At 63.7% G+C, this 22,530-nt stretch carries 31 protein-coding genes; 21 read left to right on the top strand and 10 right to left on the bottom strand.

The window, feature by feature from the left end; genetic code table 11:
• Window positions 1–147: 147 nt before the first annotated feature.
• Window positions 148–906: an SDR family oxidoreductase gene (locus tag IVA75_RS23390; RefSeq protein WP_247286492.1), complete on the top strand. Its 759-nt coding sequence runs from the start codon at window positions 148–150 to the stop codon at window positions 904–906.
• Between the two features lie 88 nt (window positions 907–994).
• Here the strand turns inward: IVA75_RS23390 and IVA75_RS23385 are convergent, their stop codons facing one another.
• Window positions 995–1,345 carry an AraC family ligand binding domain-containing protein gene (locus IVA75_RS23385; protein WP_247286491.1) on the bottom strand — a complete coding sequence of 117 codons (351 nt, stop codon included), beginning with the start codon at window positions 1,343–1,345 and terminating at the stop codon, window positions 995–997.
• A 241-nt stretch (window positions 1,346–1,586) separates the two neighbouring features.
• Here IVA75_RS23385 and IVA75_RS23380 point away from each other — a divergent pair, with 241 nt between their 5' ends.
• Window positions 1,587–2,846: a serine hydrolase gene (locus IVA75_RS23380; RefSeq protein ID WP_247286490.1), complete on the top strand. Its 1,260-nt coding sequence runs from the start codon at window positions 1,587–1,589 to the stop codon at window positions 2,844–2,846.
• 6 nt (window positions 2,847–2,852) lie between these two features.
• Here IVA75_RS23380 and IVA75_RS23375 read toward each other — a convergent pair whose 3' ends face one another.
• Complete coding sequence (locus IVA75_RS23375; protein WP_247286489.1) at window positions 2,853–4,403, bottom strand: carboxylesterase family protein; 1,551 nt, start codon at window positions 4,401–4,403, stop codon at window positions 2,853–2,855.
• Window positions 4,404–4,528: 125 nt separating this feature from the next.
• Here IVA75_RS23375 and IVA75_RS23370 point away from each other — a divergent pair, with 125 nt between their 5' ends.
• Genes IVA75_RS23370 through IVA75_RS23360 form a run of 3 tightly spaced genes read left to right on the top strand, consistent with a single transcriptional unit; the run spans window position 4,529 to window position 6,407 of the window.
• Entirely contained in the window at window positions 4,529–5,326 is a 798-nt protein-coding gene (locus tag IVA75_RS23370; protein ID WP_247286487.1) for a helix-turn-helix transcriptional regulator, read from the top strand.
• Window positions 5,327–5,382: 56 nt separating this feature from the next.
• The gene (locus tag IVA75_RS23365) at window positions 5,383–6,045 is read left to right on the top strand and encodes an SRPBCC family protein (protein ID WP_247286485.1); all 663 of its coding nucleotides are present in this window, start codon (window positions 5,383–5,385) and stop codon (window positions 6,043–6,045) included.
• Window positions 6,045–6,407 carry a metalloregulator ArsR/SmtB family transcription factor gene (locus tag IVA75_RS23360; RefSeq protein ID WP_027569605.1) on the top strand — a complete coding sequence of 121 codons (363 nt, stop codon included), beginning with the start codon at window positions 6,045–6,047 and terminating at the stop codon, window positions 6,405–6,407. Before IVA75_RS23365 ends, IVA75_RS23360 begins: the two co-directional genes overlap by 1 nt.
• A 38-nt stretch (window positions 6,408–6,445) precedes the next feature.
• Here IVA75_RS23360 and IVA75_RS23355 read toward each other — a convergent pair whose 3' ends face one another.
• The 3 genes from IVA75_RS23355 to IVA75_RS23345 form a co-directional block, all read right to left on the bottom strand.
• Window positions 6,446–6,850 (bottom strand): MAPEG family protein, encoded by a 405-nt coding sequence (locus tag IVA75_RS23355; RefSeq protein WP_247286483.1) that lies wholly within the window; start codon window positions 6,848–6,850, stop codon window positions 6,446–6,448.
• Window positions 6,851–6,875: 25 nt separating this feature from the next.
• Window positions 6,876–7,289, bottom strand: coding sequence for a GFA family protein (locus IVA75_RS23350; RefSeq protein WP_247286481.1), 414 nt, complete (start codon window positions 7,287–7,289; stop codon window positions 6,876–6,878).
• A gap of 110 nt (window positions 7,290–7,399) precedes the next feature.
• Window positions 7,400–7,897 carry a peptide deformylase gene (locus tag IVA75_RS23345; protein WP_247286479.1) on the bottom strand — a complete coding sequence of 166 codons (498 nt, stop codon included), beginning with the start codon at window positions 7,895–7,897 and terminating at the stop codon, window positions 7,400–7,402.
• A 76-nt stretch (window positions 7,898–7,973) separates the two neighbouring features.
• Here IVA75_RS23345 and IVA75_RS23340 point away from each other — a divergent pair, with 76 nt between their 5' ends.
• From IVA75_RS23340 to IVA75_RS23330, 3 genes are all read left to right on the top strand, one after another.
• Entirely contained in the window at window positions 7,974–8,558 is a 585-nt protein-coding gene (locus IVA75_RS23340) for a TetR/AcrR family transcriptional regulator (RefSeq protein ID WP_247286477.1), read from the top strand.
• Between the two features lie 103 nt (window positions 8,559–8,661).
• Window positions 8,662–9,240, top strand: coding sequence for a DUF308 domain-containing protein (locus IVA75_RS23335; RefSeq protein WP_247286475.1), 579 nt, complete (start codon window positions 8,662–8,664; stop codon window positions 9,238–9,240).
• A 274-nt stretch (window positions 9,241–9,514) separates the two neighbouring features.
• Window positions 9,515–10,735: an MFS transporter gene (locus IVA75_RS23330; RefSeq protein WP_247286474.1), complete on the top strand. Its 1,221-nt coding sequence runs from the start codon at window positions 9,515–9,517 to the stop codon at window positions 10,733–10,735.
• A gap of 22 nt (window positions 10,736–10,757) precedes the next feature.
• Here IVA75_RS23330 and IVA75_RS23325 read toward each other — a convergent pair whose 3' ends face one another.
• From IVA75_RS23325 to IVA75_RS23315, 3 genes are all read right to left on the bottom strand, one after another.
• On the bottom strand, window positions 10,758–11,144 hold the full coding sequence (locus IVA75_RS23325) for an ester cyclase (protein WP_247286473.1): 387 nt from the start codon (window positions 11,142–11,144) through the stop codon (window positions 10,758–10,760).
• Between the two features lie 56 nt (window positions 11,145–11,200).
• Complete coding sequence (locus IVA75_RS23320; RefSeq protein WP_247286472.1) at window positions 11,201–12,073, bottom strand: bifunctional helix-turn-helix transcriptional regulator/GNAT family N-acetyltransferase; 873 nt, start codon at window positions 12,071–12,073, stop codon at window positions 11,201–11,203.
• 73 nt (window positions 12,074–12,146) lie between these two features.
• Window positions 12,147–12,500: an MmcQ/YjbR family DNA-binding protein gene (locus tag IVA75_RS23315; RefSeq protein ID WP_247286471.1), complete on the bottom strand. Its 354-nt coding sequence runs from the start codon at window positions 12,498–12,500 to the stop codon at window positions 12,147–12,149.
• A 161-nt stretch (window positions 12,501–12,661) separates the two neighbouring features.
• Here IVA75_RS23315 and IVA75_RS23310 point away from each other — a divergent pair, with 161 nt between their 5' ends.
• The 9 genes from IVA75_RS23310 (at window position 12,662) to IVA75_RS23270 (ending at window position 17,903) form a co-directional block, all read left to right on the top strand.
• Complete coding sequence (locus IVA75_RS23310; RefSeq protein WP_247286470.1) at window positions 12,662–13,009, top strand: Lin0512 family protein; 348 nt, start codon at window positions 12,662–12,664, stop codon at window positions 13,007–13,009.
• Window positions 13,010–13,013: 4 nt separating this feature from the next.
• Entirely contained in the window at window positions 13,014–13,706 is a 693-nt protein-coding gene (locus tag IVA75_RS23305) for a GNAT family N-acetyltransferase (protein WP_247286469.1), read from the top strand.
• Between the two features lie 74 nt (window positions 13,707–13,780).
• On the top strand, window positions 13,781–14,965 hold the full coding sequence (locus tag IVA75_RS23300) for a serine hydrolase domain-containing protein (RefSeq protein WP_247286466.1): 1,185 nt from the start codon (window positions 13,781–13,783) through the stop codon (window positions 14,963–14,965).
• 98 nt (window positions 14,966–15,063) lie between these two features.
• Entirely contained in the window at window positions 15,064–15,273 is a 210-nt protein-coding gene (locus IVA75_RS23295) for a DUF2892 domain-containing protein (protein WP_027569619.1), read from the top strand.
• On the top strand, window positions 15,270–15,791 hold the full coding sequence (locus tag IVA75_RS23290; RefSeq protein WP_247286464.1) for a sigma-70 family RNA polymerase sigma factor: 522 nt from the start codon (window positions 15,270–15,272) through the stop codon (window positions 15,789–15,791). The genes IVA75_RS23295 and IVA75_RS23290 overlap by 4 nt, the downstream gene beginning before the upstream one ends.
• Before the next feature lie 3 nt (window positions 15,792–15,794).
• Window positions 15,795–16,142 (top strand): carboxymuconolactone decarboxylase family protein, encoded by a 348-nt coding sequence (locus tag IVA75_RS23285; RefSeq protein ID WP_247286461.1) that lies wholly within the window; start codon window positions 15,795–15,797, stop codon window positions 16,140–16,142.
• A gap of 34 nt (window positions 16,143–16,176) precedes the next feature.
• Window positions 16,177–16,842: a DUF429 domain-containing protein gene (locus IVA75_RS23280; RefSeq protein ID WP_247286459.1), complete on the top strand. Its 666-nt coding sequence runs from the start codon at window positions 16,177–16,179 to the stop codon at window positions 16,840–16,842.
• A 113-nt stretch (window positions 16,843–16,955) separates the two neighbouring features.
• Window positions 16,956–17,099, top strand: coding sequence for a hypothetical protein (locus IVA75_RS23275; protein WP_007609210.1), 144 nt, complete (start codon window positions 16,956–16,958; stop codon window positions 17,097–17,099).
• Between the two features lie 93 nt (window positions 17,100–17,192).
• A complete protein-coding gene (locus tag IVA75_RS23270) occupies window positions 17,193–17,903 on the top strand; it encodes a glutathione S-transferase N-terminal domain-containing protein (protein WP_247286759.1) in 711 nt (236 codons plus the stop codon).
• Here the strand turns inward: IVA75_RS23270 and IVA75_RS23265 are convergent.
• The gene (locus IVA75_RS23265) at window positions 17,900–18,271 is read right to left on the bottom strand and encodes a tRNA-binding protein (protein ID WP_247286456.1); all 372 of its coding nucleotides are present in this window, start codon (window positions 18,269–18,271) and stop codon (window positions 17,900–17,902) included. The genes IVA75_RS23270 and IVA75_RS23265 overlap by 4 nt on opposite strands.
• A 105-nt stretch (window positions 18,272–18,376) precedes the next feature.
• On the opposite strand from IVA75_RS23265, the gene IVA75_RS23260 reads away from it, so the two are divergent.
• Window positions 18,377–18,751 carry an ArsC family reductase gene (locus IVA75_RS23260; protein ID WP_247286454.1) on the top strand — a complete coding sequence of 125 codons (375 nt, stop codon included), beginning with the start codon at window positions 18,377–18,379 and terminating at the stop codon, window positions 18,749–18,751.
• A gap of 3 nt (window positions 18,752–18,754) precedes the next feature.
• Here IVA75_RS23260 and IVA75_RS23255 read toward each other — a convergent pair whose 3' ends face one another.
• A complete protein-coding gene (locus tag IVA75_RS23255) occupies window positions 18,755–19,402 on the bottom strand; it encodes a hypothetical protein (protein WP_247286451.1) in 648 nt (215 codons plus the stop codon).
• Between the two features lie 371 nt (window positions 19,403–19,773).
• On the opposite strand from IVA75_RS23255, the gene IVA75_RS23250 reads away from it, so the two are divergent.
• Genes IVA75_RS23250 through IVA75_RS23240 form a run of 3 tightly spaced genes read left to right on the top strand, consistent with a single transcriptional unit; the run spans window position 19,774 to window position 22,525 of the window.
• Window positions 19,774–20,529, top strand: coding sequence for an ABC transporter ATP-binding protein (locus IVA75_RS23250; RefSeq protein ID WP_018459153.1), 756 nt, complete (start codon window positions 19,774–19,776; stop codon window positions 20,527–20,529).
• A complete protein-coding gene (locus IVA75_RS23245; protein ID WP_027569630.1) occupies window positions 20,522–21,268 on the top strand; it encodes an ABC transporter ATP-binding protein in 747 nt (248 codons plus the stop codon). Before IVA75_RS23250 ends, IVA75_RS23245 begins: the two co-directional genes overlap by 8 nt.
• A gap of 33 nt (window positions 21,269–21,301) precedes the next feature.
• Entirely contained in the window at window positions 21,302–22,525 is a 1,224-nt protein-coding gene (locus IVA75_RS23240; RefSeq protein WP_027569631.1) for an ABC transporter substrate-binding protein, read from the top strand.
• Window positions 22,526–22,530 lie beyond the last annotated feature (5 nt).

Genomic DNA, 22,530 nt, shown 5'->3' with positions numbered 1-22,530 from the left:
TGTCACTCCGATCACGGAAACCGGCAGGCCGCCATTCGCGGATCAATACCGCCACGATGATCCGGCGTTCAACTCGGGAAACGGGTGGCAGCTCGCTGGTGCCTGATGTCTTGTTCGGCTCCTTTTTGACATCAGGAGAGTCTCGCGGTGGAACTGGCAAATAAAACGATCATCGTAACCGGCGCCAGCAGCGGTATCGGTGCTGCCGCAGCGTCATTGTTCGCGTCCGAAGGCGCCGATGTGGTGCTCGGGGCGCGTCGCACCCCCGAGCTGCAGGCCGTTGTTGCAAGCATCAAGAGCGCCGGAGGGCGCGCGACGTGTCTCGCCGGCGATGTTCGGGACACCGGCTATGCAGCCCGCCTTGTCGAGCACGCCGTCAAGACTTTCGGAAAGCTCGACGGCGCCTTCAACAATGCCGGCATTGTCGGCGAGATGACGCCAGTTCCCGACATGAGCGTCGAAAACTGGACCGATGTGCTTGCGGTGAATCTCACCTCGGCGTTCCTCGGCGCGAAGGCGCAGATCCCGGCGCTGCGCAAGCAGGCCGGCGGTTCGATCGTTTTTACCTCGTCCTTCGTTGGCTTCAGCAACGGGGGCCAGCCGGGAATGGCGGCATACGCAGCCTCAAAGGCAGGACTGATCGGCCTGGCTCAATCACTGGGCGCCGAGCATGCGGCCGAAGGCATCCGCGTCAACGCGCTTCTGCCTGGAGGAACCATCACCCCGGCGGCAGGCGAAGGAAATCCCGACGCCCTGAATTTCATCGCCGGGCTTCACCCGATGAAGCGGATGGCCAGTCCCAAGGAGATCGCGCAGGCGGCGGTTTTTCTCCTGAGCGACCGGGCCTCGTTTATGACGGGCAGCCCCATGACGGTTGACGGCGGCATGTCCGTGCGCCTGACCTGACGGCGAACCCGCTCCGGCTCGATCGACCGGACTCTGCGCCGTCGATCGAACCAATTGATAGCGGGGTGCGCGGGCGCGAAGGCCTGCCTCACCCGCGCGCCTCCTGCCAGTGCGGATAGGTGACATAAGCGGTGACGGCGCCTTGGTCGTGCGAACGGATGGTGACCTGCTCGCCCTTGGGCATGTGGACGATCTCGCCCGGACCGGCGGTCACAGTGCCGGCGTTGCTCGAGACCGAGAGCTTCCCTTCGAGGACGATCATGACGTCGTCCACGGCGAGCTTCTCGTCGATGCTCTGGTTGGGCGCGTAGCGGCCGTAGCCGATGGTGATCGGCGCGCCGTGGCGTTGGTCGATCACATTACCGGCGAACACCTCTCCATCCTGTCCGGGCGAGCGCTCGAACGTTGCGTCGGGAATTGCAAACTTGCGAACTTGCATGAGATTTTTTCCGTCTTGCGATCAAAGTTGGCGGGTTGAGGAGATAGAAGCCCCTAGCAAGTGTTTTGTTCAACGCGCCTTTGCGGGGCCGTTTGACGCAGATGGCGCGGACGATGGGTGGAGCGCAGGAGACGGTCAGTGCCAAGCGCGCGGCGACGGTCACCTCGGCGCAAACATTGGATGTTCGCCACGTATCTCCATGATACGAGACCCCGTCGTTCGCTTCCGGAGTCCAATGTTCATGTCCGCCGCCACCGCCCCGAGTCAGCCGCCCGCAACCGCTGCCGAAACCGATCCCGAAACACTCGGCTGGATGAAGGGCTTCCCGCCACCGGAAAACCGCACCATCAGTTTCCAGGACGGCTCGTTCCGCAGCTTCCCCGAGCTGCGCTGGGCATGGAGCAACGTCCGCCAGCTGGTGCCGACCGTGAACGTCTGGCGCGGGGCGGGGCCTGCATCGGTGCTGCCGCGCCAAGACCATGACATCGGCGCCTCCGCGTCGACCACGATGGACGGCCGACCCATGACCTTCGCGAAGATGTTCGAGGAGACCTACACCGACGGCATCGCCGTGCTGCATCGGGGCAGGCTGATCTATGAGCGCTATTTCGGCGCGTTGAAGCCGCACAAGCCGCATATCGCGATGTCGGTGACGAAGTCGTTCACGGGCGTGCTCGCCGGCATTCTAGTCGCCGAGGGCAAGATCGATCCGCAGGCGCCTGTCACGGAGTATGTGCCGGAGCTGAAGGCCAGCGCCTTCGGCGATGCGCGCGTGCACGAGGCCATGGATATGACCACGGGGCTCGAATACACGGAGGTCTATACCGACAGGAACTCTCACGTCTGGGGCCTCCGGCGGGCGAACGGCATGGCACCGATTCCGCCGGATTACGACGGCCCGACCACCATCTTCGAATTTCTGATGGCGCAAAAGAAGCAGGGCGAGCACGGCAAGGCCTTTGCCTACAAGACCGTCAACACCGACGTGCTGGCCTGGATCATCCGGCGCGTCAGCGGCATGAACTTGTCCGATCTGCTCTCCGAACGCATCTGGCAGCCGATCGGCGCGGAGGAAGACGCGCATTACCACGTCGATCGCATCGGCACCGAAAGCGGTGGTGGCGGCCTCTCCACCACCTTGCGCGATCTCGCCCGCTTCGGCGAGACCATGCGCAATCACGGCCGCTTTAACGGCCGGCAGATCGTGCCTTCATCTGTTGTCGAAGCCATCGCGCGCGGCGGCGATCCCGAGAAATTCAAGCCCGCCGGTTACGCCACGCTACCCGGTGCCTCCTATCGCAATCAATGGTGGGTCACGCACAATGCCCACGGCGCCTATATGGCGCGCGGCGTTCACGGGCAGGGCATCTATATCGATCCCAAGGCCGAGATGGTGATCGCGCGCTACGCCTCGCACCCCGCAGCGGGCAACGCCGCCAACGATCCCGTGACGCTGCCGGCCTACATGGCACTGGCGAAGGAGCTGATGGCGGGCGGGTGAAGCCGCCTACGGCAGCTCCCGCCAGCGCATCGGCAAAATGCCGTCCTGCCTGAAACTGGCGAGGAAGCGGAAGCGGGCGGCTTGCGGATTGGGGCGGGCTTCGATCGGCGTGCCCAGGATCTGCACGACGTCCGTCTCGTCATAGGCCGGCCAGGGTGGCAGGCCTGATCCGTTGGGATCGCCATGCGCCGCGAAATTTACCCAATAGGCCATCATCGTCCGCGCTAGAACGCGGTCCTCTTCGGCCGGCGGTGCCGAGCTGCCGATCACCTGTTGCGGTGTGAGTGTGCCGAACACGAACGGAATTTCGGTGACGTGCGAGGCGATCGGCGTGTAGCGCGAGGTATAGCTGAAATGATAGCCGTAGACCGGCGCGCGTCCCCCGCGCCAATGCGATCGCAGCCACTGCCAGCATTGCTCGCCAACTACATAGTCGCCGTTAAGCGCCGCCGCGGAAGTCCTGGCCTCCGCGTCGGTCGCCGCGGGATAGACCTTCAGGAAATCGGCCAAGCGCTCCTTGCCGAACATCGCCTCGGCCGCGGAGACAAAGGCTTGCGCTGATTGATCGGGCAGTGACTGCGAACGGAAAGGAAATTCCTCGGCCGCATTCCAGCCCGCCAGTAGCGGGATGTGCATCTGTTCGCCGCGCAGGAAGCGCCGCGCGGGCACATCAGGCACAACATGACCATCGATACTCGGCGAGAAGGCCGTCACGACCGGGCTGGTCCTGAAACTCCACGGCGCGGATGCATTCAACCGATCGGCCGGCATGCTGCGCAAAGCTGCGATCGACGCGTTGCGCTGTTGCCGGGCAAAAGCGAGACCCCGCGCGCGGGCTTCTTCAAAGCCCTGGAGTGGGCCGTGCTTGCCGTCCCAGAACGCACCGCTCTGCCCAATGGCCTTGTGAAACAGTCCGTGCGCGAGCGGCGAGGCCATCAGGATGCCGACGGCCATGGCGCCGGCGGATTCGCCGAACAGGGTGACGTTGTCGGGGTCGCCGCCAAAGCCGGCAATGTTGGCCTTGACCCAGCGCAGCGCCGCCAGTTGATCCTGCAGGCCGTAATTGCCCGAGGGCGCCTCCGTATCGAGATCGGGATGGGCGAGGAAGCCGAGGATGCCGAGGCGGTAGTTGAAGCTGACGACGACGACACCCTTCGCTGCTAGCCGGCCGCCATCGGTTGCCGGATTCGCCGAGGAGCCGAACTGAAAGCCGCCGCCGTGAATCCACACCATCACGGGCCGCGTCTCGTCCGCGTGCTTCGTCGCGGTCCAGACGTTGAGATAGAGGCAATCCTCGTCACGCGGTCCCGGCCGCTGGTCATTTTCGAGCGCCGATAGACACCCCGCGCCGAACACAAGCGCATCGCGCACGCCATCCCAGGGCGCCGGCGGCTTTGGTGCGCACCAACGCAGAGGCCCGACCGGCGGTGCTGCGTAGGGAATGCCTTTGAACGCGATCACGCCGCTTGCATCGCGCGGGCGGCCACGCACGGCCCCCGCTTGCGTGCGGACCACGCGTTGCAGCCCGGCTGCTGTCGTACTCGTGAAACCATGCATGGCCGTTTCTTTCGATCACGTGGGCGGCGCCCGGACGCCCCGGGCAGGTTCAGGCGGCACCCTATCGACATTCCTCTCCGTTCGATTTAGATGTTCCGTCAATTAATTGCTAAAAACCGGCAAGCATGCGGCAGCCGCTCCGTTTTCCATGGCTTGATCTCGACGTGGATGATGTTTCCGCGCCCGTTATCGCCGTGCGCGTCGACGTGATCGGGACCAAGGGCGAGGTACCCGATCACAGGCACCGCAAGGGGCAACTTGTCTTTGCGCTGGGCGGCGCCGTGACGTGCCGCGTTCCCACGGGTCTGTGGATGGTGCCGCCGCATTGCGCGGTGTGGATTCCCGGGGGCCTGCAGCACAGCAACCTCGCGACAGAAAATGCCCGGCTGTTCTTCGTTTATATCGAGCCTGACCGCGTGGACCTGCCGGATCGCTGCTGCACGCTTTCGATCTCCCCGCTGCTGCGTGAAGTGATCGTCGAGTTGTCCGATCAGATCGCGGATGACGAGGCGAGGGTGGACCTTCTGGCGAGCGTCCTGCTACGCGAGCTTCCTCGCATGCCGGTTCAGCAGCTCCATCTGCCGCTCTCGCCCGAGCCGCGCTTGAAGAAGATTGCCGCAGCGCTGGCGAAAAACCCTTCCGATCGCAGGACGCTGGCCGAATGGGCCGATCGCGTCGCGCTGAGCGAGAGCAGCCTCGCGCGCCTCATTGTCCGGGAGACGGGCTTAAGCTTCGGGCGTTGGCGCCAGCAATTGCACCTGACCGTCGCCTTGCGGGAGCTGACGTCCGGCGCCAGCGTGCAGCAGGTGTCCGCCGATCTCGGCTATGACTCTGTCGCGGCCTTCATCACCATGTTCAAGAAGGCGCTCGGGAAACCGCCGGGCAAATATCTGAGCGGCATCTTCTCAGAATATAAGAGTTGACTTATATTAGCTTAGGCCGATATTAACCATGGCACGCAACGACAAGGAGTAGCGCCATGGAGATCGACGTGGTCAGGGTATTGGGGCTGGTTACGCGCTCGGTGAGGAATTTCGAGAGGGACGGGAAAGCGGCCAGTGCGGTGACGCTGACGCGGCTATACGAGACGAGCGTCGATGATCTCTGGGACGCAGTGACCAGCCCACAACGCATTCCGCGCTGGTTCTTGCCGGTCGATGGAGATCTCCGGCTCGGTGGAAAGTACCAGCTCAAGGGAAATGCCGGCGGCACCATCGAGGCGTGTACGCCGCCGACCCATTTCGCGGCGACGTGGGAATTCGGCGGCGCGATGAGCTGGATCGATGTCAAGCTGACGGCAGAACGAAACCAGGCGCGGCTGACGCTTGAGCACACCGCGATCATCGAGGATCATTGGAATCAGTTCGGTCCAGGGGCAGTCGGCATCGGCTGGGATCTCGCTATTGCGGGGCTGGAGCGATATGTTGCGACCGGGGCATCGGTCGACCATGAGACGGCCGAGGCATGGATGGGCTCTCCCGCGGGCAAGGAATTCATGACGAGCAGCGGCGAGTATTGGCGCGCGGCGCACGTCGCAAGCGGCGTGGATCCTGCCTCCGCGAAGCAGCGGTCGGACCGCACCATCGCTTTCTATCGCGGCGAGACGCCGCCCGACGTTGCGCATCCGGGCAGAGGAAGCTGATGCAAATCTTCGATGTCCTTGCCGATCCCGTCCGCCGTCGCATCCTCGAGCTGCTTGCGCCCGGCGAGATGGCGTCCGGTGAGGTCGTCGAGGCGATCGGAGCGGAGTTCGGGATCACGCAGGCCGCCGTGTCGCAGCACCTCAAGGTGCTGCGCGAGAGCGGCTTCGCGACCGTTCGGGCGGAGGCGCAACGACGGCTCTATTCGGTCGATGCTGCGGGGCTTCGCGCGGTCGACGCATGGGTCGGCCAGTTCAGGAATTTCTGGGAGCCGAAGTTGGACGCCCTGGCGACGGAGATCGCGCGCGGCAAACGCGAGCGTCGCAATGCTCCAATGAACAAGCGGAGCGGGAAGCGGGCGTGAAGGCATCGCGGCAAAGGCAAAGTCGCCAAGGCGTCGCTTCAGTGAGGCACGAAAGGCGCTGCCAAGACTGCAAGCATGCCAAAGCTGGCGATATTCCAGAACAGTGAGCGGACGAGCGGTACGCCGGATAGGTAAAGCGCGGTGTAGGCGATGCGTCCGCCAAGATAGGCGATCGATCCCCAATAGGTCAGCTCGTTGTGAGCGCCTGCGGCGTGAGAGATGAGGATCGCGGCGGCAAAGAATGGAAACGTCTCCATGTAGTTGCGGAAATTTCGGTTGAGCCGGCCGGCGATGGGCTTGAGCGGCGGCATCTCGGTGTCGCGCGAGCTCGCAGCCCATCTGAGGCCGTATTGCAGGTTCGCGGCTTGCGCGGCGGCGACAAGCTGTACGAAGCCCCAGACGATTGCGGCGGCCAGCATCGATAGCTCGAAGCTCATCGCCATTGGCTGTCTCCCAATCTGCAAAAAATCAGCGCGATCCCGGGTGCCATTCCGGGAGTTTGGGAATCCCGGGATCGAGGTGATCCCAGGCATATCCGCGCGAGCAGAACAGCACGACGGACGGTTTGAACGTGCTGGCATCGTCAAGCGTGCCGACATAGATGCCGATAAACTCCGGCTTATCGTCCGGCTTGTTATAGATCGGCGAGCCGCAGTTCGGACAAAACCCCTTGCGCTTGACTGCGCCGCTGTCGGCAGTGCGCTCGATTTCGCGCACCTCGCCTGTCACCGAGACTGCGCTGCGCGCGAACACGAAGATGGAGCTGTGGCCGCTGCCGGTGTCGCGCTGACAGTCGCTGCACTGGCATTGGAAGCCGCGGATCGGCGCGGACGCGATGGTGTAACAAACCGCGCCGCAGGCGCAACGACCTGAATGAGTCATTCGTGTCCCTCCCGACGGGGCCGACCGGTCTGATCATATCAGGCTGGTTTGACTTCTCCATATCGAACAGGCGGCGCGACTTCACACAAGTCCGATCTTTGCCGGCCCGCTCACCCGCGCGACATCTTCTCGAACTTCTTCACCAGCCGCTCCCGCTTCAGCCGCGACAGCCGCTGGATCCAGAACATCCCGTCGAGCTGGTCGATCTCGTGCTGGTGGCAGACGGCGCGCAAGGAGTCCGACTCCTCGCTGTGCATGTTGCCGTCGAGATCCTGATAGCTGATCCGCACGCGGGCGTGGCGCTGCACCTCGTCGTTGACAACGGGCATCGAGACGCTGCCTTCGCGATGCAGGATCATCTCGGGTGAGGCCCACTCGATCTCCGGATTGACATAGGTCTGCGCACCCTCCCTGGCGTCGAGCTCGAGCACGACGACGCGCAAGGGCACGCCGATATGCGGCGCCGTGATGCCGATGCCGGGCGCGGCGCGCATGGTCTCGAGCAGATCATTTGCAAGCTCGCGGAGCGTTGCGTCGAATGCCGTGACGGGGCGGGCCGGCAATGTGAGGCGGCGGTCGGGATAGCGGACGATCGGGCGAATGGTCATGCAGGCTCCTAGCACTCACGGATGGTTGAAGCATCCTGTTCTTGACGGCCTACCAACTGGAAGGTAGCTAGGGACCATGACCAACGTTTCCTCGACAGCCGACGACATCCTGGCGTGCGCGCGCAGCTTGATCATCGCGGGCGGCTATAACGGCTTCAGCTACGCCGACGTGGCCGAGGTGGTCGGCATCCGCAAGCCGAGCATCCACCACCATTTCGCCAGCAAGGTCGATCTGGTCCGCACCCTCGTGTCGCGCTACCGCGCCGAAGCCGAGGCGGGACTGTCCGCGCTCGAGCGCGATGTCCCTGATCCGCGCGAGCAGCTCGAAAACTATGTCGCGTACTGGAAGGCGTGCATCAATGATGCGACGGCGCCGTTCTGCGTGTGCGCGCTGCTGGCCAGCGAGCTTCCGATCCTGCCGGAGGAGGTTGCGCTCGAAGTCCGTGCGCACTTCCGCTCCTTGGCTTCCTGGCTGACGGCCGTCATGGAGCGCGGCAAACGAAAAGGGCAACTCAAACTCTCCGGCACAGCCCGCGTCGAGGCCGAAGGATTCATGGCGACCATTCACGGCGCCATGCTGTCGGCGCGTGCCTATGGCGATCCAAAGATGTTCGGTGTGATTACCACCCCGCTGCTGGACCGGCTGTCCAACAAGCACTGAGAGACATCAGCAAGACGATGACGACAGCCAGCAAGTGGGCTGGTCGAAGACGGTTTCGTTGTGTGTAAGAAGACTACCAACTAGTCGGTATGGAGAGACTGCGATGGCGCGATATCAATTGGATCCGGTTCATACCGACCGCGAGCGATGGCTGAAGCAATACTACTTCGTGCGAGCGGCGTTCTCAGTTGCCTGGGTCGCTGCTGCGTTTGCCGCCGGGGCTTCTTCTCCAGTGATCGCCGGCGCCTTGCTCGTCCTCTATCCCGCATGGGACGCCGCAGCCAACTTCGCGGACGCTGTTCGCAGCGGCGGACTCGCTCAAAACCGCACGCAGGCTCTGAACGTTGTGGTCAGCCTGGCGACCACCGTCGCGGTGCTTGTGACCTTGCAGATGAGCATGAACCGGGTTCTCGGAATCTTCGGGGCATGGGCGATTGTGTCCGGACTGCTGCAGTTGGGGACGGCCATTCGCCGCTGGCGGAGTCTTGGCGCGCAATGGGCCATGGTGCTCAGCGGTGGCCAGTCGGCGCTCGCAGGCGGCTTCTTCATCTTTCAGGCCACGATGCCCGCGATTCCCTCGATCGCGAACGTCGCGGGCTATGCTGCAGTCGGTGCGCTCTACTTCCTGGTCTCGGCGGTCTGGCTCACAGTCGGCGAGTGGCGGCGCGGCGTGGCTGTTTGAAGGCCTGTTCGCGGGGGACGAATTAATAGCGGCGGGATGATGCCATGATGCAGGTGTTTTGCCCGACAAGTCAAACGGCAGGCCTTCCTTCGCACTGCAAAGAGCTGCGCTGTAAGTCCTTGATCCCAAAGCGCCCGGCTACTGTGCATGGGGTTGTTTTCGCATTTTTTTGTTTGGCAGGTCACAAAAGCATGCCGCAAAAACTTGCGTCGGCCTGTCGGTCCACCATGTTCCCATTCGTCTTCCACTCAGACAGACCTGACGGGAGACCAAAATGAACGCTTCCTCCTATCGCTGGGTGATCGTCGCCGCGGGCGGCTTGCTCGGCTGCGTCGCCATCGGCGGCATGTTTTCGCTGCCGGTGTTCCTGCAGCCGATCGCAAAGGATACCGGCTGGTCCGTGACCGGCATCTCCAGCGCGATGACAATCGGCTTTCTGGCGATGGCCTGCACCAGCATGGTCTGGGGCACGCTGACGGACCGGTTTGGACCGCGGCCGGTGGTGCTGACCGGATCGTGCGTGCTAACCGTGAGCCTGTTCGCGGCGAGCCACGCCACCTCGCTATTGGCGTTTCAGTTCGTCTTCGGCCTTCTGGTCGGGGCGTCCTGTGCCGCGATCTTCGCGCCGATGATGGCGACCGTGACCGGCTGGTTCGACACCCATCGCAGCCTTGCGGTCTCGCTGGTGTCGGCCGGCATGGGCATGGCGCCGATGACGATGGCGCCGCTCGCGGCCTGGCTCGTCTCTGGCCATGACTGGCGCACCTCGATGCAGATCGTGGCGCTGGTGGTCGGCGCCATCATGATCCCGGTCTCGTTCCTGGTGCGCCGCCCGCCGGCGCTCGCGCACGCCGTGGCCGCGCCTGTGGGCGAGACGGCTACGCAAGGTGAGATGTCGATGGGAGAGGCGCTGCGCTCGCCGCAATTCCTGATCCTGCTCGCGACCAATTTCTTCTGTTGCGCCACCCATTCCGGCCCGATCATTCACACCGTCTCCTATGCCGTGAGCTGCGGCATCCCGCTGGTCGCCGCGGTGACGATCTACAGCATCGAGGGCTTTGCTGGCCTGGGCGGGCGCATCGCCTTCGGCCTGATGGGTGACCGCTTCGGCGCCAAGCGCGTGCTCGTCTCGGGCCTGCTGTTGCAGGCCTTCGGCGCACTCGCCTATGTCTTCGCGCATCAGCTCGCGACGTTCTACGCGGTCGGGGCCGTCTTCGGCTTCATCTATGCCGGCACCATGCCGCTCTACGCGGTGCTGATCCGCGAAAATTTCCCGCTCAAGATGATGGGCACCGTGATCGGCGGCACCGCTATGGCCGGCAGTCTCGGCATGGCAACGGGCCCGCTCGCCGGCGGCCTGATCTACGATGCGTTCTCGAGCTACGCCTGGCTCTATATCGCGTCCTGGGCGATGGGCCTCGGCGCCTTCCTGATGGCGATGAATTTCAAGCCGTTCCCAAAACCGCAAGCGGAGTTGGCGCCGGCAGCAGCGTAAGCAGGTTCGTCGAGGCGCAACGCTAGAGCTGCGCCTCGATCGCGGGCTTGTCGATGATGGACCACACGTGTCGTATTTTTCCGTCGCGAAATTGATAGAGCACGTTTTCGCAGAATGACACGCGCCTGCCGTTCACATCCAGCCCCAGAAACTTTCCAGCCGGCGTGCAATCGAACTTCAGCCGGGACGCGATGTGGGGCGGATCGCAGACCAGCAGCTCGATGTCGAAATGCAGATCCGGAATTGCGCGAAAATCCTGCTCCAGCATGGCACGATAGCCGGACAGTCCGAACGGTCGCGCATTGTGGGCGACGTCATCGTGGACGAACTGTCCGAGGGCGGGCCAATCCTGCCGGTTCAGGCAGGCGATGTAGTCGCGGTAGATGTCGGCGAGGTCGGACCCGGTCATGGCGTGCTCCTGCGGCTCCGGCCATAACGCGGCAGCGGGAGAAAAGGCGCCGGCGCTCACAGACGTTTTTCGAAGAACAGGTCCGGGTAGGGGTCGTCATTGAAGCGGGGGATCTCGCTCCAGCCGCTTCGTCGGTAGAGCTGGCCGGCCTCCGCCAGCGCGCTGTTGGTGTCGAGCCGCAGCAGCTTGATGCCGAGCATGCGCGCGGCGTCCTCGGTCATGTCCATCAGGCGCCTGCCGAGCCGCAATCCACGCGCCGCCGGTGCGACCCAGAGACGCTTGATCTCGGCATAGCCGTGATCCGTGCCCTTGAGTCCGACGCAGCCGATCGGCAGCGTGTCCGACATTGCGATGATGAATGTGCCGCGCGGCCGGCGCATATCCTTGGCGTCGGGATCGCGCGACAGCGAGACGTCGAACCCCTGCTTGAAGCGGCGGCCGAGCTCGCCATAATATTCGCCGAGGCAATAGCGCGCCTGTTCGCTCCGCGGGTCCATCTCCTCCAGCGTGACGCGCTCGCGCGTCAATGCGGAAGCAATCAAATCCATCGCTGCCAGCAGCGCCTCGCGTTGCGAATGTTGGGCGAGGAAGCCCTCGGCCTGCGTGTTCGACAGCGCCTCATAGGCCGCGAACTCGCGCCGGCCCGCGCGCGTCAACGTCGCCATGCGGCGGCGCGCATCGTCCTCATGCGCAATGGTCTCGACCAGCCCTTCGTCCTCGAGGCTGCGGAGCAGGCGGCTCATCAGTCCGGAATCGAGGCCGAGATAATCGCGAATCTCGGCCACGTCCGAACGTCCGTGCCCGATCGCGTTGAGCACGCGCGCCGCCCCCAGCGGCCGCCCGCGTCCCAGGAATGACGTGTCGAGCGCGCCGACGGCGGACGTGACGGCGCGATTGAAGCGGCGGACGCGTGAAACAGGGTGGAGCATGATCTCTGACTTTAGTCAGGCATATCATCGATGTCAATCAGCGCAGGCTTTCGCTCCACCAGCGAACTGCGCTTCAATCCAGGCCCAGCGCCTTGCGGGATTTCCGCGTGAGTTTCGTCGCGACCATCGCGTGCGCCTGCGCCAGATAGGCCGTGAGCTCGGCGTCCGGCAGCGCGTTGTTGCCGACGAGCTGCACCCATTTGGCGCGCGCCAGATACGGCGCCGGCCGCGCAAGGCCGTGCTCGATCAGCATGGCATAGGCCATGTTCGAGACCTTGAACATGTAGCCGCCGGAGCGCGCGGCAAAGCCGCCGCCGAGTGCGAACATCTTGCCGCCGACTTTGAACACCGAGGTGCCCTCCCACTGCACCACCTTGGTGACGGCGGGCAGGCGCAGGCAGCGGGTTTCGAAAGTTTTGGGAGTCATCGCTTGAGCGATAGCACAGCGCACGCGGCTTGCAACGCCGCAACGATGGAGCGCCACTGCGTGCTGCGCCGCGTCCGGGATACGAGGGGACGACCCCACTTGTATCGTGCCGTTCGATCCCCCACACTCTCCACCACTCAATCAGTCACAGGAATAAGAACATGGCTCGCGTTCGCTGTATCACCGAGATGGGCATGGGCGTCGACGTTCACGGCAGGGACGCCACCAAGGCGGCGAAGCGTGCCGTCTCTGATGCCATCAGGCATTCGAGCCTCGGCTTCTTCCGGATGATCGACAAGACTGCGAACGACATGTTCGTGGACGTCACGATCGCGGTGCCGAATCCGGAAAGCGTCGACAAGGACGCGGTCGCGAAGGAACTGCCGTACGGCACTGTCACCGTCAACGCGGTGAAGGGCGGCCTGGAGATTCCCTCGGCCCCGGAACAGGGCAACGACCCGATCCTGATCGCCAATGCCGCCGTCATCGTCAGCTTCGACAAGGACTAGGCCGGTGTCCGATCATGATGAGCGGCTGCTGGATCGCCCGATCTGGAGCGCGCTGACGACCAGCCATAAACACCTGGCCGAGGGTGGCCCGCGAGCGCTGCGCTATCCGGTGGACGTGACGCCCTTTGCCGACATGGTCGACTTGTCCGAGGCGAGCTTCGCCGCGCTCCGTGATCTCCTGTCGGGCCCGCAGGTCGCCGCGCTGTTCACACCGGACGCCGTCGACGTTCCCGCAGGTTTCAAAGTCGTGCTGGCCGGACCCTGCGAGCAGATGATCGGCTCTCCGGTCGACAGTCCGCTTCGCGATGCCGAGATCGTTCGACTGGGTGCGGCCGACGTTCCCGCCATGATGGCGCTGACGGAGTTGACCAAGCCCGGTCCATTCGCGCGGCGCACCCACGAACTTGGGACGTTCCTCGGCATCCGTGCCGGCGGCGAATTGGTCGCGATGGCCGGCGAGCGCATGAAGCCGGGAAATTTCGTCGAGATGACGGCCGTCTGCGTCCACCCCGACCATCGCGGGCGGGGCTACGCGCAGGCGCTGCTGGCGGCTGTCGCACGCCAGATCGAGGCGCGCGGTGAAATTCCGTTCCTGCACGTGTTTTCGAGCAATTCGTCGGCCATCGCGCTGTACCATCGGCAGGGGATGCGGACTCGGCGCCGCCTGCACGTCACCGCGTTCATGAAGCAGGAATGAGCTGCGCCGTCCGGTCAGGCTTCATATCCGGCGAATTCACGCTATACCGATCCCAGCCATCATTGGGGAAACACATGGACGCCAGAACACCTGATTTTTCCGCCACGCGGACGGCAATGCAGCGTTACGTCGATCAGGAGATCATTCCGGGTGCATCCTGGGCGGTGCTGCGGGGCCGCGAGGTCGTCGATCAGCAATGCGTCGGTTTCGCCGATCGCGAGGAGGGCACCGCGCTGCGGCCCGATCACATATTTCGAGCCTTCTCCAACACCAAGATCTTCGTCACCTGCGCGATCATGCTGTTGGTCGAGGATGGCCGCATCGGGCTCGATGACGTTGTCGAGAAATTCCTGCCGCAACTCGGCAATCGCAAGGTTCTGAAGCCGGGCGCTTTGAGCCTTGCCGACGTCGAGCCGGCGAAAAGCCCGATCACGATCCGGCAGCTTCTGACCCATACCTCCGGCCTCAGCTACGGCATCTTCGATCCCGGTACGGTGCTGTTCAAAGGCTATAACGAGGCGCGCGTTCTCAATCCGTTGACGCCGCTGACCGACATGATCGACCAGCTCGCCGATCTGCCGCTGTCCTTTCATCCCGGCGCGTCCTGGGAATATTCGGTTGCGACCGACGTGCTCGGACGTGTCGTGGAGGTCGTCTCCGGCAAGCCGCTCGACGCCGTGCTCAAGGCGCGCATCTTCGAGCCGCTCGGCATGACCGATACCGGCTTCCACGTGCCGGACGCGCAGCAGGGCAGGCTGGTCGCGCTCTACAACGGCACGGATGTGCTCGATCCCATGAAGCCCGGCCTCACCCGGGCCGACGACCTGCCTTATCCGCAGGCCTATCGGCGGCAATTCCCGCGGCTGTCGGGCGGCGGCGGACTGGTCTCGACCTTGCCCGACATGCTTGCTCTGGTCCGCGCGCTGCTCCCGGGCTCGGATGCTCTGCTGAAGCCGGAGACGCTGCGGCAGATGATGACGAACCAGTTGCCCGCCGGCGAGAACATCCGCTTCGCCAATCTCGGCCCGATCCCCGGCAAGGGCTTTGGCCTCGGCGGCGCCGTCACCTTCGCGCCGATGCCGTTCGATCCTCCGAATTCGACCGGCGAGTTCCAGTGGGGCGGCCTTGCCGGCACCCATTGGTGGATCTGCCCGCAGGCCAATACCGCCGGTGTGCTGATGGCGCAGCGCTACATGGGCTTCTGGAATCCGTTCTTCTTCGAATTCAAGCGTCTGGCCTATCAGGCCGTCGGAGGCTGATCGCGAAAAAAAATTGCACTTGCCGCGAATCCTTTCCGCTCGTCGCACCCTCTCTTGAGGGTCGAGGCATTTTGCTTCGGCTCGTCTCGGAGGATGTGATGGCATTTTACAGGAAGAATATCGGCGGCCTGCATCAGGCCGTGCGGATCGCCTTTGGCGTCGCGGTGGCCGTCGCGGCCTTCGTGTATCTTACCGGCGCCGCGGCGTGGCTGGTAGCGCTCGGCGGCGCCGGCTTCGCACTGACCGGCCTCGTGGGCTATTGTCCGATGTGCGCGATGGCCGGCATCGGAAGGGGAGGCGTATCGTGAGCGCCATTGTGATCTCGCCGGACCTCTTCGAGGCCGCGCGCCTCGGCGATCCCCAGGCGATCGCGTCTCTGCTCGAGTCAGCGCAGCCGAACATCCGCCGCTATGCCCGCGCCACCTGTCGCAGCTCGGCGGATGCCGAGGATGCGGCGCAGGAGGCGCTGTGGATCCTGTTTCGCCATGTCGGCACGATCCGCTCGTGGCTGGCGTTTTCGGCCTGGCTGTTCAGCGTGGTCCGCCGTGAATGCCTGCGGCTCGCCCGCAAGGCAGGCCTCGCGACGGCGATCGACGACGGAGAGGCGGAAGCGCTGCTGCTGTCGCGTCCTGAAGCCGATTTGCGGATCGACGTCGCGGCGGCCTTCGAGGCGCTGCCGCCGCACTACCGCGATGTCGCGCTGATGCGCGACGTCAAGGAAATGACCATCGACGAAATCGCCGTCGCACTCGGTGCGACCCGGCAGACCGTGAAGGCACGCCTGCATCGCGCCCGCGCCCTGATGCGCGAATATTTGACGAGATGAGCCATGACCGATTATCAAAGCCCTGACGATCTGAAATCGATCCCGGCCTTCGTGGCGTTGGCGCCGGTCGAGGCCAACGCGTTCCTCGCGTTCAACCACGCGGTCGAGCGCAAGGACGGATTGATACCGCCAAAATATCGCGAGCTGATCTCGCTCGCGGTCGCGCTCACCACGCAATGCGCCTATTGCCTCGACGTGCACACGGCGCAGGCGGCGAAGGCCGGTGTAACGCGCGAAGAAATCGCGGAAGCCGCGCTGATTGCGGCGGCGGTTCGCGCCGGCGGCACGCTCGGCCACGCGTTGTTGGCGCAGCGGCTGTTCGAGCGACATCGGGGCGAGGAATTGGGATAGAGGAGCGGGCGGATATCCGTCAGGGATCAGGAACTTGCCAAACTATCTCGGCCTCGATGGATTCCGCTTCGGCTGGGTCGCAGCCTGGATCGACCATCACGGCGATCACGGCTTTGATTATTCGCCCGGTCTCACGCGGTTGCTCGCACTGCCGCATGCCCGGGCGATGATCGACATGCCGGTCGGCTTGAAGCCGAGTGGATACCGCATCTGCGATTTGCGCGCACGCGAGCTGGTTGGTCCCGCCGTGTTTCTCGGCGCGCGCCGCGACCTCTGGACATTTGCCGACATGGCGGCAGCTAACCGTCACTACTGGGAGCGTGAGGGTAAGGGCAGGGGCGTGTCGGCGCAGCTCTGGAACATCAGGGACAAGATCAGGGATGTCGACGAGATCATGACGCCGGCGCGGCAGGCGACGATTGGTGAAGCGCATCCGGAACTGGTCTTCTGGAATCTGGCTGGGCGGGCCCGACTTGCTAAGAAGACATCGGCGGAGGGCCGTGAGCAACGCATCGCACTCCTGCAGCAGCGCGGCTTCGCGCGCTTGCCGAAATGGCTGAATCAACGACACGGCACCGGAATCGGCCGTGACGATCTCATCGACGCCTGTGCCTGCGCGGTCGCGGCACGCGACAGCACGCAGCGGTTCGGCGCGGAGGAGACCGACCCGCGGGGCTTGCGGATGGAGATCAATTATTGAGGCTGCCCGGTGCGAGGGACCGGGAAAAAGCTGCAATTTATTTGAAGCTTGCAGGAACAGACGACGGCCGGCCCGCGTTCCCCGTGCGAACCGAACACGGAGAAGCTCGTCCGATGAGGGATGCCAGTCAGTTCGCGACCGCGATGCTTGCGCTCGTCTTCACCGGAGCACTGCTTGTCACCGGCCAGCTCTTCATCGAGCAACGCGCACAGCGCGATGTGATGCACGCCACCAACCATTTGCTGCGGCCGTTGTGACCTGTGCGGGAAAATGATCTGACCACTCGACCTTGCGTCGTTCGTCCGCTGGCCTAGATTATGCGCCATCTCATGAACGAAGCCGGGGTCCTGATGTCCGATCTGTCCGCCTTTCCCGTCACCAAGCGCTGGCCGGCCAAGCACCCGGAGCTGCTCCAGCTCTATTCGCTGCCGACGCCGAACGGCGTCAAGGTCTCGATCATGCTGGAAGAGATCGGGCTTCCCTACGAAGTCCATCTCGTCGATTTCGGCAAGGACGACCAGAAGACGCCGGAATTCCTCTCGCTCAATCCGAACGGCAAGATCCCGGCGATCCTCGATCCCAATGGCCCCGGCGGCAGGCCGCTGCCGCTGTTCGAATCCGGGGCGATCCTGCAATACCTCGCGGAGAAGACCGGCAAGCTGCTGCCGCAGGATGCCGCGCGCCGTTACCAGACCATCCAGTGGCTGCATTTCCAGATGGGCGGCATCGGGCCGATGTTCGGCCAGGTCGGCTTTTTCCACAAATTCGCCGGCAAGGACTTCGAGGACAAGCGGCCGCTCGCGCGTTACGTGGGCGAGGCCAAGCGGCTGCTCGGGGTGATGGAGATGCATCTTGCCGGCCGGCAATGGTTCATGGACGACGACTACACCATCGCCGACATCTCCATGCTCGGCTGGGTGCGCAACCTCATCGGTTTCTACGGCGCCGGCGATCTCGTCGAGTTCAGCCAGTTCAAATCCGTCGCTGCCTGGCTCGAACGCGGGCTGGCGCGTCCGGCCGTCGAGCGCGGGCTGAACATCCCGAAGCGACTTGGAAGCTAGAACAGCCGTCCGCCGTTCGGTACGGGCTTGCTCGGCTGCACCAGCACGACCTTGCCGTCGGCATCGGGGAAACCGAGGGTCAGCACTTCCGAGACCACAGGGCCGATCTGGCGCGGCGGAAAATTCACGACCGCGGCAACCTGTTGGCCGACCAGCGTTTCAAGCGGATGGTTTTCGGTGATCTGCGCCGAACTCTTGCGCACGCCGATCGCGGGACCGAAGTCGATCCACAGCCGCCAGGCCGGCTTGCGCGCCTCCGGGAACGGCTTTGCATCGATGATGGTGCCGACCCGGATATCGACCGCGAGAAAGGTGTCGAAGTCGATGGTCGGCGACGCGGTCGCAGCGGAATCGTGGGTGACGTGCATGGCGTGTCCGTTCGAAGAGCTGGCAGCATTCGCAATATTGTCGTGCGAACCGGAGTTGCGTACAACGCCGGAGCATTACGATACGACGCATGCGCGAGGACTGTCTTGCCCAACATCATCTACGGCATCAAGAACTGCGACACCATGAAGAAGGCGCGCGTCTGGCTCGACACCCACGGCGTCGCCTACGCGTTTCACGACTACAAGGCGGCGGGGGTGGAGAAGGACAAGCTCAAGCAGTGGAGCGACGAGGTCGGTTGGGAGACGCTGCTCAACCGCGCCGGGACGACCTTCAAGAAGCTGCCCGATGCCGACAAGGAAGGCCTCTCCGAGAAAAAGGCGCTGGCGTTGATGCTAGCGCAACCATCGATGATCAAGCGGCCGGTGCTCGAAGTTGGCGGCAAGCTGCTGGTCGGCTTCAAGCCGGACCTCTATGCCAAGGAAGTCACGACCAAGGAAGCCGCAGCCAAATCACGCTGAGCGCTAGTTCAGCTCGATGATCTCGGTGGGAACACCGGGGCCCTGCTGGTCCGCGAACTCGACCAACTCGGCCGGCGCGATGCGGCCGGGGGTGCGATGGAACAGGTCGCGGTCGATCACCGCGCGCAATCTCGGGCGCGGCAGCGCGTCATTTCCGCGCATCAGATTCTTGATCTCGAAGCCGCCGTCCTCGCAGAAGGTCTTGAGCGACGCGATGATGTGACAGACCTTGCCGTCGGTCTGGAACGGCAGCAGCAGGCGCTCATAGGCGACGATACGGCCGTAGATGTCATCGACGTCGGCAACGCTGTAGACAGGCAGCCCGCGCGCCACGCATTCATGATAGACCGGCATCACCAGGGGCGCGAGACGCGGCCCGATATAGTCGTCGAGCAGAGCGCCCTTGCCGGTGTGTCCATAGGCCCGCGAGATGCGCGTACCTTCGCTCTGAATGGTCAGACGCGGCGTCGGCGTCGACATGTCCACCGTATAATAGATCAGATCGGAGAGCTCTTCCTCGAGCCGCGCAGGCTGGTACTCCCAGATCGACGGAGCCGTCTGCTGGCGCCCATAAAGCCGCAGCCACGTGTTCAGGAGATCACGTTGCTTGATCGACTTGACCACGGAAGGAGCCGCGCTTGCAAAATCCAAGGCAATATTCCCGACGAAAAGAAATTCCGGACGCTTGAAACCCGCGCATGATCCTCACTGCGGGAAAATTTTCCATGAAGGCTGGCGCATGGAACGAAAGACCGTTAACGACGGCTTGATGACCGGCGCTTTGCGAACCGGGAAGCCGGGCAGGCGCGACATCAAAACACGTCCGACTAAGGGAGCATAAGTCTCCCGGCCGGAGGCCTGACCTGCTCAGCTTTCCGCCTTGCCTAACCCCCGTCACCTCCGGCATATTCCGCGCCCGGAGGCGGCGTTCCGGATGGGCTCCAGGGAGTGGCTCCAAGGCCTCCGGAAAGCCGAAGCAACAAGGATAGCCACGCGCGTTGTGCGGGCAGGGGGAAAACTGTTTGGCCGATGAGTTCATTCTCGAAACGGAAGGCTTGACCAAGGAGTTCGCGGGCTTCTTCGCCGTCCGCGACGTTGCGCTCAAGGTTCGCCGTGGGAGCATTCACGCGTTGATCGGCCCGAACGGCGCCGGGAAGACGACGTGCTTCAATCTTTTGACCAAGTTCCTCAAACCGTCTGCCGGAAAAATCCTGTACAAGGGGCAGGACATCACCGCGATGGCGCCCGCCGACGTGGCCCGCCTGGGGCTCGTGCGCTCGTTCCAGATTTCGGCAGTATTTCCCCATCTCACCGCGCTGGAAAACGTCCGCGTCGCGCTTCAGCGCCAGCACGGCAGCTCTTTCGATTTCTGGCGCTCAAAGTCCGTGCTCAACCAGTTCAACGATCGCGCGCGCGAGCTGTTGAACGATGTCGGCCTCAGCGAGTTTTCCAATACGCCCGCGGTCGAGATGCCCTACGGGCGCAAGCGCGCACTGGAGATCGCAACCACGCTCGCGCTCGACCCCGAGATGATGCTGCTGGACGAGCCGATGGCCGGCATGGGCCACGAGGACATCGATAAGATCGCGGCGCTGATCAAGCGTATCTCCGCGAAATACACCATCCTGATGGTTGAGCATAATCTGAGCGTCGTGGCCAATCTCTCCGACATCATCACCGTGTTGACGCGCGGACAGGTGCTGGCGCAGGGCCATTACAGCGAGCTCACCAAGGACGAACGCGTCAAGGAAGCCTATCTGGGAGCCGGTCATGGCTGAGACTGCGACGGCGGACGCTCCCGCAAAGGCCGCGAGCGGCGGCAACCTGCTCCAGGTCCGCAACCTGGAAGCCTGGTACGGCGAGTCTCACATCCTGCACGGGATCAACTTCGACGTGAACGCGGGCGAGGTCGTCACCCTGCTCGGGCGCAACGGCGCCGGCAAGACCACCACGCTGAAGTCGATCATGGGCATCATCGGCAAGCGCACCGGCTCGGTGAAGTTCAACAACCAGGACATCATCCGCACGACCTCGGACAAGATCGCGCGAATGGGAATCGCGTTCTGCCCGGAGGAGCGTGGAATTTTCGCCAGCCTCGACGTGCGGGAGAACCTGCTGTTGCCACCGGTGGTGCGTCCCGGCGGATTGCCGCTCGAGCAGATCTTCGATCTGTTTCCGAACCTGAAGGAACGGCTCAACAGCCAGGGAACCAAGCTCTCCGGCGGCGAGCAGCAGATGCTTGCGATCGCGCGCATCCTGCGCACCGGCGCGAACTTCCTGATGCTGGACGAGCCGACCGAGGGTCTCGCGCCCGTCATCATCCAGCAGATCGGCCACACCATTGCGCGGCTCAAGAAGGAGGGTTTTACGATCCTCCTGGTCGAGCAGAACTTCCGGTTCGCATCCACCGTCGCCGACCGCTATTACGTGGTCGAGCACGGCAAGATCATTGACGGATTTTCCAATGCGGAGCTTGCCGCCAACATGGACAAGCTCCACACCTATCTCGGCGTCTAGAACGGCCAACAAGAAGATTCATAGGGAAGTAGCATGATGACAAAGTCGATTGCGTCGTTTCTGCTCGGCACGGCGCTGGCCGTGACCACCGCGGGCGTAGCCTTCGCGCAGGACAAGACCGTCAAGATCGGCGCGCTGTCCGATCAGTCCGGGCTCTATGCCGACCTCGGCGGACCGGGCTCGACGCTCGCCGCGCAGATGGCCATTGAAGATTCCGGCCTGGCTGCGAAGGGCTGGAAGATCGACATCATCTCGGGCGATCACCAGAACAAGCCCGATATCGGCACCGCGATCGCGCGGCAGTGGTTCGACGTCGACAAGGTCGACGTGATCGTCGACGTGCCGAATTCCGGCGTGGCGCTCGCGGTCAACAACGTCATCAAGGAAAAGAACGGCGTCTATATCAACTCGGGCGCGGCGACCTCGGATTTGACGAACGCGCAGTGCTCGCCCAACACGGTGCACTGGACCTATGACACCTACATGCTGGCCCACACCACCGGCCAGGCGCTCGTGAAGGCCGGCGGCGACACCTGGTTCTTCCTGACCGCGGACTACGCCTTCGGCGCGGCGCTGGAGCGCGACACCACCGCTGTCGTTACCGCCAATGGCGGCAAGGTGGTCGGCGGCGTCAAGCACCCGCTCAACACGCCGGACTTCTCGTCCTTCCTGCTCCAGGCGCAGGCCTCCAAGGCCAAGATCATCGGCCTTGCCAATGCCGGCGGCGACACCACAAATACGATCAAGCAGGCGGCCGAGTTCGGCATCGTCAAGGGCGGCCAGAAGCTCGCGGCGCTGCTGCTGTTCCTCACTGACGTCAAGGCGATCGGGCTCGAGACCGCACAGGGCCTCAACTTCACCGAGACCTTCTACTGGGACATGAACGACCAGACCCGGGCGTTCTCGAAGCGCTTCGCCGACAAGATGAAGAACAACGCGCCGCCCACCATGGTGCAGGCCGGCGTCTATGCGGGCGTGCGTCACTATTTCAAGGCACTCGAAGCGCTCGGCGGCAACCCGCATGACGGCGCCAAGGTCGTCGAGAAGATGAAGTCGATGCCGACGGAAGACGATCTGTTCGGCAAGGGCGAGATCCAGCCCAACGGCCGCACCATCCACAATGCCTATCTGTTCGAGGTGAAGAAGCCCTCCGAGTCCAAGGGACCGTGGGATTTCTACAAGCTGGTCGGCACGGTGCCGGGCGACCAGGCCTTCACGCCGCTGTCCGAGAGCAAATGCGCTCTGTTGAAGAAGTAAGATAA

This window comes from Bradyrhizobium sp. 134, assembly GCF_023074155.1.
GTDB lineage: Bacteria > Pseudomonadota > Alphaproteobacteria > Rhizobiales > Xanthobacteraceae > Bradyrhizobium.
Note: the sequence above shows the minus strand (reverse complement) of the source record. Positions and strands in the feature narration are given on the sequence as shown.